At 34.0% G+C, this 12271-nt stretch carries 9 protein-coding genes and 1 other annotated feature; of the genes, 5 read left to right on the plus strand and 4 right to left on the minus strand.

Features of this window, described 5'->3' with window-relative positions; genetic code table 11:
• Positions 1-82: 82 nt before the first annotated feature.
• Entirely contained in the window at positions 83-2935 is a 2853-nt protein-coding gene (locus tag ACWNMZ_RS19670; protein WP_349205205.1) for a transglycosylase domain-containing protein, read from the minus strand.
• 146 nt (positions 2936-3081) lie between these two features.
• Positions 3082-3313 (plus strand) — a binding site (T-box leader).
• A 156-nt stretch (positions 3314-3469) separates the two neighbouring features.
• On the opposite strand from ACWNMZ_RS19670, the gene tnpA reads away from it, so the two are divergent.
• The 3 genes from tnpA to ACWNMZ_RS19685 all read left to right on the plus strand — a co-directional run bounded on the left by tnpA (position 3470) and on the right by ACWNMZ_RS19685 (position 6453).
• Complete coding sequence (tnpA, locus tag ACWNMZ_RS19675) at positions 3470-3937, plus strand: IS200/IS605 family transposase (protein ID WP_100525941.1); 468 nt, start codon at positions 3470-3472, stop codon at positions 3935-3937.
• 206 nt (positions 3938-4143) lie between these two features.
• Entirely contained in the window at positions 4144-5400 is a 1257-nt protein-coding gene (tyrS, locus tag ACWNMZ_RS19680) for a tyrosine--tRNA ligase (protein WP_031540523.1), read from the plus strand.
• Between the two features lie 288 nt (positions 5401-5688).
• The gene (locus ACWNMZ_RS19685; protein ID WP_251628726.1) at positions 5689-6453 is read left to right on the plus strand and encodes a hypothetical protein; all 765 of its coding nucleotides are present in this window, start codon (positions 5689-5691) and stop codon (positions 6451-6453) included.
• A gap of 103 nt (positions 6454-6556) precedes the next feature.
• Here ACWNMZ_RS19685 and rpsD read toward each other — a convergent pair whose 3' ends face one another.
• Positions 6557-7159 (minus strand): 30S ribosomal protein S4, encoded by a 603-nt coding sequence (rpsD, locus tag ACWNMZ_RS19690; protein ID WP_031539239.1) that lies wholly within the window; start codon positions 7157-7159, stop codon positions 6557-6559.
• Between the two features lie 813 nt (positions 7160-7972).
• Here rpsD and ACWNMZ_RS19695 point away from each other — a divergent pair.
• Positions 7973-9847, plus strand: a complete 1875-nt coding sequence (locus tag ACWNMZ_RS19695) for a sensor domain-containing diguanylate cyclase (RefSeq protein WP_235252738.1) — start codon at positions 7973-7975, stop codon at positions 9845-9847.
• Positions 9848-9913: 66 nt separating this feature from the next.
• Here ACWNMZ_RS19695 and ACWNMZ_RS19700 read toward each other — a convergent pair whose 3' ends face one another.
• Positions 9914-10399, minus strand: a complete 486-nt coding sequence (locus ACWNMZ_RS19700) for a GAF domain-containing protein (protein ID WP_031534976.1) — start codon at positions 10397-10399, stop codon at positions 9914-9916.
• 275 nt (positions 10400-10674) lie between these two features.
• Here ACWNMZ_RS19700 and refZ point away from each other — a divergent pair, with 275 nt between their 5' ends.
• The gene (refZ, locus tag ACWNMZ_RS19705) at positions 10675-11301 is read left to right on the plus strand and encodes a forespore capture DNA-binding protein RefZ (RefSeq protein WP_235252737.1); all 627 of its coding nucleotides are present in this window, start codon (positions 10675-10677) and stop codon (positions 11299-11301) included.
• On the opposite strand, the gene hisJ is transcribed toward refZ, so the two are convergent.
• Positions 11284-12090, minus strand: coding sequence for a histidinol-phosphatase HisJ (gene hisJ / locus ACWNMZ_RS19710; protein WP_235252736.1), 807 nt, complete (start codon positions 12088-12090; stop codon positions 11284-11286). The genes refZ and hisJ overlap by 18 nt on opposite strands.
• Positions 12091-12271: the final 181 nt, after the last annotated feature.

Below are 12271 nucleotides of genomic sequence, written 5' to 3' on the forward strand. Positions count from 1 at the left end.
AATGATTAAGATTTTGGGAAGGTGTGTGTAATAAGGATAAAAAGAAGAGAGAATCAATGATGATTCTCCCCTCAAATATGCTTTAATTATTCTCTTTCTCACCATCATCCTTGGTTTGTTCTGCATTGTTTTGCTGATTCTCTTGTTTCGTGTTTTCTTCATTATTTTCTTTTTTATTGTCGGATTTTTCTTCTTTTTGTTCTTCTTGCACTTTTCCTATAACAATTTCATTTGATGCTTTTGATTCTTTCCCCGCAATATCAACAGCCTTAACGATAAAGGTTCCATTACTTGCTTTAAAGCTCAATGTATTGCCTGCTTTTATGCTTTGTACCTTTTTTCCATCCTTATATACACGATAGCCAATAACATCTTTTTCATTATGTTTGCTCCATGTAATCGTATCACCTTTTTGACTTATTTTCAGTGCATTAGGTGCCTTACCATTGTCTTCAATCTTATTATTTGGAATGATAAGATTCTTCAGCTTTGAATTATTTTCGCTTAATATACTTGAATCACTAATGCGTATACCAAATAATTTTTCAATGTAATCTGGATTTAACATTAATCCTTCTTCGGCAAATTCACTTGGTGTTGAATCTAAGGCCATGTATTTTTTATTGTTAATCTCAACATATTTACCAGCAACTAAGCTATCATCCTTTTTGGATGGAACAGTACCAGATTTAAATAAATCGGTAGTAACTAACCCAGCTTTGGAGCAGCCCTCAGAAGGAAGTAGTCCAGAAATAGAACAAACAGATTGTCTTACGATTCCACCAGGCATTTTAAAGGTTTCTGAAGGATCAATGAGCTCAGGTGCTATGTCGTATGCAGCGTTCAATAAATCTGCCCATAAATAATTATTACGTTTACTGTATGATAAGCCAGATGTTTCTAATGATTTTGGTGTATCATAGCCGGTCCATACTCCGAATGTAACATTCGGATTGGTGGCAATTAACCAAGAATCATTTAAATCCTGTGTTGTACCAGTTTTTCCAGCCCAATCTGAGTGGAATTTTAAGCGGCCATTTACAGCAGCTGCTGTTCCTTGATTAATAACATCTCTCATCATATCTAATGTTAAATATGCAGTTTGTGGACTAAATACATCCACGGGCTGTACTTCATGTTGATAAATAATATTTCCATCTTTATCTTCAATTTTTTCAATCATATATGCATCAATATGTTTACCGCTATTAGCAAATGTAGAAAATGCATTTGTATTTTCTTCAACAGTTAACCCATATGAAAGCCCTCCGATAGCGGCAGATCTTGTAGAATAATCTTGTTCATCTAAAGTAGTAATACCCATTTTTTCTAGATATTTCATTGGGTTTTGCGGCATGATATCAATATATGCCTTAACAGCAGGAACGTTATAGGATTGTTGCAATGCATATCTTGCTGTTACCAACCCATGGAACCGAAAATCATAGTTGTTTGGCCATACTTTTCCTGGTGTACTAGGGTTTAACTTTAATGGTAAGTCTGGAAGAACACTACCTGGTGATAATGTGCCTAGTTCAATGGCAGGAGCATATACTAGTAGTGGTTTCATTGTTGATCCATTTGGTCTAACACTGCTTGTAGCATGGTTTGTCGCTTCTCGATTATAATCACGTCCCCCAACAAAGCTGATAATCGCTCCGGTTTTATTTTCTATTAGAATTGCTCCCGTTTCTACTGGTTCCATAATGGTTACTTTTTCATTCGTTTCTGGATCAATCACTTGTTGTGGCTTGTCTGGACCAAATAGTTGAGAGTTTTTAACCGTTTCTTGTTGAATATCATAAATTTTCTTATTAATAGTGCTATGAATTTTATAGCCATTTTGATGGATTTGACGGTCTGCAATTATGTTGTACTGTTCTGCTAATATGTCATCTGCTTGTAAGTCTTCTTTTGTATATCCGTCTTCTTTTGCTAACAGCTCAGCAATAATTTCTATACTTCTTTGTTGTATCTCAATAGTTAAAGCAGGATATTCTTCAATTGGACTTTTTTTAGGACCAATAAAATCCTCCGTTATATCATATGCTATAGCAGCTTCATATTCTTTTTTAGAAATTTTTTCTTGATCATACATTCGGTTTAAAACGGTTTTCATTCGATTTAAACCAGGTTCTAAGTTCTTTTTTAGCTTTCCTTCTTGGGTAAAAGGAGTATAACCAAATGGACTTTGCGGGAGTCCTGCAATAAATGCAGCCTGCGGCAATGTTAAGTCTTTAGCTTCCACTCCAAAGATTCCGTTTGCTGCTGCTTGTACACCAGCAATGTTTCTGCCAGAAGAATTTCTTCCAAAAGTTGAAACATTTAAGTATGCTTCTAATATTTCATCCTTGTCAAAAAATTTCTCTAGCCTCAGCGCTAGTAATATTTCCTTAGCTTTTCTTTCAAAAGATACTTCATTTGTTAAGATTTGATTCTTTATCAATTGTTGTGTTAACGTACTTCCTCCTGATTGAGTGGAAGTGTTAGCAACTTCTTGAAATAATGCACGGAAAATTGCTTTTGGGACTACTCCGTTATGGGTATAGAAATTTTCATCCTCTGTAGCAATCACAGCATCCTTTAAATAGGATGAAACATCTTTAATTTTTACTTCTTCTCTTTCAAGGTCAGTAGGAACTTTTCCTAGAAAATCATTGTTGGCAAAGTATAGTTCGGATGTTTCTTCATAATTGTAAATTTCTTTTTGCATGGAAGCATAAGGACGAATTGGCTCATCTTTAACAAGTGATGCAAAGTATCCTGCACCAATTCCGAGGCCAAATGCCCCGCCTATCACGATAATAATGATAAACAGCAAGGTAACATTCCATGTTACCTCATAGGTTACACGGGCTCCTTTTATTGTTCTTTTATTGGTGAAGAAGTTTTTAAAATGGTTTAATGCATTTTTCCACTTCGGCCTTTCATTCATGTATCATTCCCCCTAAAATCACATACATTATAGCATAAAGAAGAAGGGAATATAGACAGAGTTCGGTATTTTTCCTCTTTTTTCGAATAATTGTTTGACATTAATAGCTTTACTATGGTAAAAATAAGCTAACTATATATTGATTCGTTATTGCTTTGAAGGGAAGAAGTAGTTCTTTTATCACTAGAAACAGAGAGCCATTGGTTGGTGGAAAATGGTATAAATAAAAGGATGAATTACCTCCTGGAGCTTTCACTGGGAAAATTGCGCATATTTGTGTATTAGTAGCAGTGAACGGTAGAAACCGTTATTCTAATTAAAGTGGAGAATCATTTTCTCAAGTTTTGGGTGGTACCGCGCTAATTTGGCGTCCCTGCATTTAATTGCAGGGACTTTTTGATGGTTTCGAAAACCCCTGGCTATGCCGGGGGTTCCGGAGAGCTTATAGCGAGGTAACAAAAAAACCTCCTTTCATGGAAGGATAAAGTTGGTTTCCCGACCACTTTATCTCACGCAAGAAGGAGGTATGCCCTTATGAAGGACATGAACAGTTTAGCACATACAACATGGAATTGTAAGTATCACATAGTCTTTGCCCCAAAATACAGAAGGCAAATTATTTATGGCAAATACAAAAAGAGTATAGGACAAATCATAAGAGAGCTATGTGAAAGAAAAGGTGTCATTATACATGAAGCAAATGCCTGTCCGGATCATATCCATATGTTGGTTAGTATTCCACCAAAATTAAGTGTATCGCAGTTCATGGGTTACCTAAAAGGAAAAAGTAGCCTGATGATATTTGATCGACATGCGAATTTGAAATATCGCTATGGGAATCGGAAATTTTGGTGTCGTGGTTTCTACGTTGATACCGTGGGGAGAAATAAGAAACAAATACAAGAATATATAAGAAATCAGCTGAAAGAAGATTATATGGCTGATCAGCTAACGTTGTTCGAAGAATTCGATCCGTTCACGGGTGAGAAAAATCGGAAGTAAATAAAGAAATTCTTTAGAATTGGTGAGTGAATGTGGTGCAGAAGGGAAACCTTTTCAGTGGGCCTTTAAGGCCGAGGCCGGTAAGAGAGGCTTTTAGCCGCAGAGCAAACCACCAGTTCACACTGGTGGTTTTGATTTGCGTTACCTATCAACAATAACGAAAAATATGATAAGTACAACTACTTATAATTAATGGAGGAATATAAATGAACTTACTAGAAGATCTTCAGTGGAGAGGGATTATTTATCAACAAACAGACGAAGATGGCTTGAAAGAGCAATTAGCAAAAGGAATGACTAGTTTGTATTGTGGAGTGGATCCAACTGCTGATAGTATGCATATTGGCCATTTACTGCCATTTCTAACATTAAGACGTTTTCAAAATGCTGGGCATCGACCAATTGTATTAGTCGGTGGGGCAACTGGTTTAATTGGAGACCCAAGTGGAAAAAGCGAAGAAAGAAAGCTGCAAACATTAGACGTTATTGGACACAATGTGAAATGCTTGCAATCTCAATTAGAAAGAATCTTTGATTTTGATGGAGCAAATGGTGCAGTAATGGTTAATAACTATGACTGGGCAGGGAAGATGGATATTGTAACCTTCCTACGTGATTATGGAAAGCATATTGGTATCAATTATATGTTAGCAAAAGATACGATTGCGAATCGTTTGGAAACAGGAATTTCCTTTACAGAATTCACGTATACGATATTACAAGCATTGGACTTTTTACATTTATATGAAAACCATGATTGCAAATTGCAAATTGGCGGCAGCGACCAATGGGGAAATATTACAACTGGATTAGAATTAATTAGAAAGAATATGCCAGAAGGTGCAAAGGCCTACGGGTTAACGATACCTCTTGTAACAAAAGCAGATGGCACTAAGTTTGGGAAAACGGAAAGTGGAGCAGTTTGGTTAGATCCTGAAAAAACAACTCCATATGAGTTTTATCAATTTTGGATTAATACTGCCGATGCAGATGTAATTAAATATCTAAAATTCTTTACTTTCCTTTCAAAAGAAGAAATAGAAGCATTAGAAAAATCGGTACAAGAGGAAGCACATCTACGTAAGGCACAAAAAACATTGGCAGAAGAAATGACAAAATTAATTCATGGCGAAGTGGCACTTGAACAAGCACAAAAGATAACTGCAGCATTGTTTAGCGGTGATATAAAAAACTTAACTGCAGAAGAAATAAAACAAGGTTTTAAAGATGTGCCGACATATGAACATAAAGAGGGAGAAGCCCTTCTTGTAGATTTACTTGTAGCAGCAGGGATTGTATCTTCGAAAAGACAAGCGCGTGAAGATATAACTAATGGAGCTGTCTATATTAATGGGGAACGGAAACAGGCATTAGATTATGTCCTGACAGAGGAAGATCGGATTGAAGGACAGTTTACTGTCATTCGACGTGGAAAGAAAAAATATTATTTAATTAAGTTTTAAAGGGAAATGCCTCAAAAGGATTACTTTTGAGGCATTTTTTTATGAAAGGGAGAAACTGTATATGCTCAAGCTAAATATTCAATTGTGAAGGTTCTATCTTATTGCTTCCTCTTTTTCTAATGGCAACATTTTGTTACAAAATATTGTCTAAAATGTGAAAAAGATATATTTTCTTCCAATTGCAATCTGTTTATTCTATAAAATGATTTATACTTATAGACATAAACAATTAATTAAGGAGGGAGAAACGGGTAGATGTAGAATAGATTTACCTCTCCTGTATAAGCGATGAAATTAAACAGTGAAGTATTAAATGTACCGTCTCCTTTTTTAGAGTATATAGTAATGCGGATGTTTATGATGAAGTATTATGAAAAAGACCATTACTCCATTGCCTTCCAGTACCCTTTAAGCCATTTTGAAAGCAGTTATGTAATACCGGAATTTCAAATGCTTTTCGATAAAGTAAGATGGAAAAATAATGTTGTGACTCTAACTAATTTGCGTCAAGAAATATACGATCAAATAGTAACAAAAGTAAAACGCCGGGATATTCGTTCCTCTTATTTTGCGATAATAAATTATATAGAGAAACAGATGAAAGTCGAGGATCGAATGGATGTCTTTCCGACAATCCTAACTGGTGATCTCGTTTCTCCAGAATGGAGTCTAGGTGTTCAAAATGAGGGAGTTATAGAGTTAATCAAGAATCCAAGGGTTTTAGGTGAGAGGGAGAGCTATACTTGTGAAAAGAACAATATAGAATTTCAAAAGATAATATCTCAAGTAGTGCATGAATACTGGCTAGTGTATGAACAAAAACGGGATAAAACAGTTATTCAAATTAGTCTGCCAAACATTAAATACACAAGGGACTTAGAGATTAGAATAAAAGAATTGTTCTTTCCGTTTTTTCATCAAGTCCAAGTAGCGACATTTTTTTATGAAGAAGGACTTTATATTAATAATATCCTTGTGAGAAGGCCGCGAAAAAAAGAGAAGATTGATTGGGGAGCGCTGCTTTTCCCAATGGGAGAAGAAAGAGAGTTTTAATAAAAGCATCGAATGATAATTAATTCTTTTTAAGCATCTTCACTAAAATAGAAAATCCCTGATTCCATATGGAATCAGGGATTTTCTAAATATAACAATTCTATTAACGAGAGTAGAACTCAACGATAAGAGCTTCGTTAATTTCAGCTGGTAATTCAGAACGTTCTGGTAAACGAGTGAATGTACCTTCTAATTTATCTGCATCGAAAGTTAAGAAATCAGGTACGAAGTTATTTACTTCTACTGCTTCTTTAACAACTTCAAGGTTGCGAGATTTTTCACGTAAAGTGATAGTTTGACCAGATTTAACGCGGTATGATGGGATATCAACGCGCTTGCCATCAACTAAGATGTGACCATGGTTAACTAATTGACGTGCTTGACGACGTGTACGAGCTAAACCTAAACGGTAAACAACGTTATCTAGGCGAGTTTCTAATAAGATCATGAAGTTTTCACCATGCTTACCAGTCATTTTGCCTGCGATATCAAAAAGATTACGGAATTGACGTTCGTTCACACCATACATGTGACGAAGTTTTTGTTTTTCTTGTAATTGTAATCCGTATTCTGATAATTTTTTACGTTGGTTTGGACCATGTTGTCCTGGAGCGTAAGGACGTTTGTCTAACTCCTTACCTGTACCACTTAATGAAATACCAAGACGACGAGAAAGTTTCCAGCTTGGACCTGTATAACGAGCCATAATTGACTCCTCCTTCATGTTTTTATTTGGTAAAATAAAAACAGATGTAACATGTCTTCTTATTTATTTTGTCTTCCTGTACCTTCGCCCTAGCAGCCAAGGGTTACACAATACACCATCAGAAATGATTCCTGAGGAACAAAATAGAATAAAAAGTGTATACATATGCTGCGCTATTTTACACAAAGAATATTATATGATTTTTATAGGTGAAAAGTCAAGTAGAGTTTACTATTAATTTGAATGGATGAGAACAGAATGACATAAGTTAGAGATCATGGGAAATGTTAACGAAAGTAAAAAAATATTTTTGTCTAATCTATTTATTGCCAATATGGTATAATTAGTATAATTTAACTATATAATTAGGTGGAGTTCAAGAAATAATTAATTCTATTATATCCATGATAAAATAAAACCTAGTGTATAGTAATATTTAGTGGTATTGCAAACTAGATTCCTCCTATTCACATTTGTGAATAGATATGTAATTAGTACTATATTATAGGCTTTATCATTGTTGGTTTACATCCTCAATAGAAAAATATTTCCCGTTAATTTTATTCTGATTGGTTACATATATAAGTTGTTATTTTGGTACTTATTCTAAAAGGGAATCTATTTATGAATCAGTACAAAAGTATTATAATTACGACAATAAATAAAAAATCAATATATATAAAATAAAGATTGTTCCTTGGAAAAGTGCTTCGATTAATTTTTACTCTTTATTAAATTTATCTCGTATTTATATTTTAAATAAGAATTACTAAATCAAAGAATGAATAGTTAGGTGAATTAGGTGATAAATACATGGACTTCCTTGGCCACCAAAAAATATTAATATTAAAAAGTCGTTTTTTTGAATTGTATGATATTAAATTAATAAACGATGATTACGACATAATTATCCAAGAAGCGCTCCAAGCGATAAAAGAAGTATTTGGGGCTGTTGAAGTTACTCTATATACCAGTGAAGAATGGGATTTGAATTGGTCAATCGTATCCACCACAGCTAGTAGAGATGATTTAGGAAAGAATACCTGTATAAAGGAAAATTTACAATTGGCAAGTGGGTATAAATTTTTCCGGTTGCCTATTACGGAAGATACAATACATGATTATATGATGCTAGCCCTGAAAAGTAAGGAGAAACTTGACTATATTCTAGCAATAAAGATCAAGAAGGAATTATTGGACGAGCCAAATGGAGAAATTTCTTTATTCGATATGGTAGCAAAGGAAGTCGGAATATTATTTAGAAATATGCAAAATATGTTAAATGTTAATAGAGATAAGAAGAAATATAAGCAGTTATTTAAAGTGACTGAAAAATTTCATTCCTCTATGAAAATGGAAGATGTATTAAGAGAGGTTATTTTTACCTTAAAAAAAGTGTATCCTTCGTATCATTATTATCTTTTGCTATCACATGATAATAATAGTCCAATGGATCTGCCAGTAAAGGATTTAGAATATGACAGTGAAAACATGGCCGCTATGGAAGCATATGTTACGGCTGAATTGCAATTCGAAAATTTGAAAGAAGAAAAAAGTTCTGTTATCTATGCTCCTTTAAAAGGAAAACAAGGAGTATACGGAGTTCTGCAAATTATTGTTCCAGATGTGAGCTCTTTTCCGAAAAATGAAGTGGAATTTATTTCTTTATTGGCAAATACGGCAGGAGGTGCATTGGAAAATGCTCAGCTGTATCAGCAATCAAAAAAATTAGTTACTGATTTACAGTTAATAAATGAGGCGTCGGATCAATTAAATTCTAATTTACGCTTAAATGAAATGATGACATATATTTGTGAAAGAATATCTGCGAGTTTTAATGCAAAGGAAGTAGGATTTATTCTGTTTTCCATCGAAAATGATTCAACAAAGGTGCTGCAAGGAAGCTCTTCTTTCTTTTTTGAGCCGGAATCGAAGAACTATATTGATTATTTTAAAGAGAAAATTCAAATGGAGAAAGATTCCCTCTTTTTAGGAGATTTCAGTATGCAGCTTGAGGATGTTCGGTATAAGTCTGTAATGGCTGTGCCTATGATGCAAACAGGGATATTAAAGGGGTTTGCTATAGTAATGCACCCAGATGCATACCATTTTTCATTTGATACATTTAAACTGTTACAGTCTTTAATACATCATTCTACTCTTGCCTTAACTAATTCCTTGTTAAGAGAGGAGTTGGAAAAAATGGTCGTAACAGATCATTTAACAAAACTTTTTTCTAGAAGTTATTTGGATGAAAAGATTCAAAGGTCCTTAATAGAAGATAAGGAAGGAACATTTATTTTAATCGATATTGATGATTTTAAATTAATAAATGACACGTATGGACATCAAATTGGCGATGATATTATCATTCAAGTGGCGAATATTATTAAAGAAAATATTCGGAGTTCAGATGTTGGTTCCAGATGGGGGGGAGAAGAGCTAGCTATTTATTTGCCAAAAGTCACTCTTTCTTTAGGTGTTACGATTGCTGAAAGATTGGTGAAAAAGGTAAGGGATTATTCTAAGCCATCTGTTACCATTTCCTGTGGAGTTTCTTATTGGAATAAGCAAACTAATGATACGTATAATACGCTTTTTAAGCGTGCAGATAAAGCATTGTATATAGCAAAGGAAACAGGAAAAGACAAGGTAGTTATCCAAAATACTCTCCTTGTTAGCGAATAAAAAAGGTGTTCTGCCTCTCATGAAGAAGGGCAGGACACCTTTTTATATTTGGAAGTACATCCCGATTTATTTTATAAACTTAACTAATGTAGATACAAAAATCTCTAAATATTTTTGATCTAATTCATCAAATCTATTCTTTTCTGGAGAGTCAATATCAAGGACGCCTATTAAAGTACCGTCTTCCTTGACTAATGGGATGACGATTTCGGATTGAGAGGCTGCATCACAGGCAATATGACCTGGAAATTGATGAACATCTTCAACTCTTACTGTTTCTTTATTAAAGGCTGCGGTACCACAAACACCTTTTCCCAATGGAATACGGACACAAGCAGGTAAGCCTTGGAATGGTCCAAGAACAAGCTCATTGTCTTCAACTAGATAAAAGCCCACCCAGTTGGTTTTTTCTAGAAATTGATTTAATAATGCTGATGCATTAGAAAGATTTGCAATTGTATTATGTTCTCCCTCTAATAAAGCACGTAATTGTTTTTCAACTAATTGGTACTGTTCTTCTCGTTTACCTTTATATGTTTCGACGCTAAACATGTATATCACCAATCTTTCTCATTTTTTTTGTTGTTTTTTGACGATAAATACAGAAGGAACCCATACTTTGTCGGTAATCTTTTAAAGGATTCTCCCTCTTTATAAAGAAGTGTAAGGAATAGCATATTTGTAGATTTAATGGCTGTTCTCCAAAATACTGATATGGAAACTCATACACACTCTTCCTTGAAAAAACAGTCTTTATCATAAAGCGAAGTTTTTAATAATTCAACCATACTTTTTAAGGATTCGCAACAGAAAAGAGGTTAGGCTAGATGAAAGAAATTTCAACAAGGGATGCCATTGTAGAAGCTGCCATTTCGTTATTTAATCAGAAAGGTTATCATGGTACTTCTATCCGAGATATAGCTGGGCTGGCTAAAGTGAATACAGCAAATATTTCCTATTATTTTAATGGTAAGCAAGGATTGTTAGAATATTGTTATATGAATTTTTTCGAAACCTATTTAGAATTGTTAGAACAAGTTTATTTACAATCCTGCAATCCAACGGAAAAGTTAAAAAAATTAGTAGACAGTATTATCACCTATCAATGCAAAAATCCTCAATTAACCAGATTTATATTAAGAGAAGTTACGATTGATTCACAAGTTGTAAGGGAAATAATGTCGACTTATTATGTGAAAGAAAGATATATCTTTACACAAATTTTGGAAAAAGGGATAGAGAAAAAAGAATTTAGGAAACAGTCTATTTCCTATAGTATCATTCAATTAAAAGGGCTACTCTCCATGCCTTTTATTCACTCTTTCTATGTTACCGAGGTTCTTCATGTTTTTCTAAATGAAGATTATTTCAAAAGAAAATATTCAGAAGAGATCCATCGATGGATACATGACGTTGTTTGTATGAATGAAAATGAATTATCGATTATTCCATAACATAACGTTCCGGCCTTGTCCTAAATCTTTTGCCTGGTGAGCATCAGAACCATATACTAAGGGGATACCACGTTTAACCGCTTCTTCAGCTATCCACTTTGAAGGATATGGTTCTTTGCAATATGGCTTATTTACTCCTGCTCCGTTATAATCCAGTTCATAATTGTTATTTTTCACCTCGTCTAAAATGGTGAGTATAACAGTTTGAAAGTCTTGGTCAATGGGGTACAAATGCTGGAATTTATGTATCAGCGTCATATGACCTATTCGTTTTGGCTTGTTCGGACCTAAGTCTGCTTGAATCGATTTCAAAAGTGTTTGGTAATAAGTAGCATATACTTTTGATATTCCTCCGTACTGCTCAACAATTTTTCCAAAAAGCTCGGGGCTGTAATCGACACAATCATAGTGATTGTTTAAAGGATTTTTCAGGAAGTGTACACTTAAAATACTGTCGTCTAATAAATGACCCCAATCTGCTAGAAAGTTTTTTATTTCTAGTTCAAATCCCTCCATATAATCAATTTCTAGTCCTACATTTATCTTGATTGTTTCTTCATATTCTGCTTTGATACACTGTATTTCTTTTAAATAAATGGGTAATGTTTCGATTGTTATACTGCTGTCTTGCGTTGGTGTTGTATCGATAAACCCTTCTGGTAAGGGGGCGTGCTCGGTAAATGTCATTTCTTTATAACCAAGGGCTAATGCCTGTTCTACGTATTGTTTAAGAGAATCTTTAGAACCATGTGGACAAAATGGAGTATGGATATGTCCGTCTTTTTGCATGGAAATAATCACCCTTTCTATATTTGCTAATATTGATATATACCTAATATAGCAGGAAGACTAATAAAGAAGTAGTTATACGTGTTATTTTTGAAAAATACTTATATAATTTAAGTTATCTAGCGAACTTTGAAAAAAGTAAACGAAATTATGAAAAAAACGTAAAATAATAGTCAAAAAA

The sequence above is a fragment of the Niallia sp. Marseille-Q9988 genome (assembly GCF_976954375.1).

Bases quoted from the DNA above. Each gene is read 5' to 3' on its own strand.
- ACWNMZ_RS19670 (WP_349205205.1), bottom strand. From the start codon at position 2,935: ATGAATGAAAGGCCGAAGTGGAAAAATGCATTAAACCATTTTAAAAAC.
- tnpA (WP_100525941.1), top strand. From the start codon at position 3,470: ATGAAGGACATGAACAGTTTAGCACATACAACATGGAATTGTAAGTAT.
- tyrS (WP_031540523.1), top strand. From the start codon at position 4,144: ATGAACTTACTAGAAGATCTTCAGTGGAGAGGGATTATTTATCAACAA.
- ACWNMZ_RS19685 (WP_251628726.1), top strand. From the start codon at position 5,689: ATGAAATTAAACAGTGAAGTATTAAATGTACCGTCTCCTTTTTTAGAG.
- rpsD (WP_031539239.1), bottom strand. From the start codon at position 7,159: ATGGCTCGTTATACAGGTCCAAGCTGGAAACTTTCTCGTCGTCTTGGT.
- ACWNMZ_RS19695 (WP_235252738.1), top strand. From the start codon at position 7,973: ATGGACTTCCTTGGCCACCAAAAAATATTAATATTAAAAAGTCGTTTT.
- ACWNMZ_RS19700 (WP_031534976.1), bottom strand. From the start codon at position 10,399: ATGTTTAGCGTCGAAACATATAAAGGTAAACGAGAAGAACAGTACCAA.
- refZ (WP_235252737.1), top strand. From the start codon at position 10,675: ATGAAAGAAATTTCAACAAGGGATGCCATTGTAGAAGCTGCCATTTCG.
- hisJ (WP_235252736.1), bottom strand. From the start codon at position 12,090: ATGCAAAAAGACGGACATATCCATACTCCATTTTGTCCACATGGTTCT.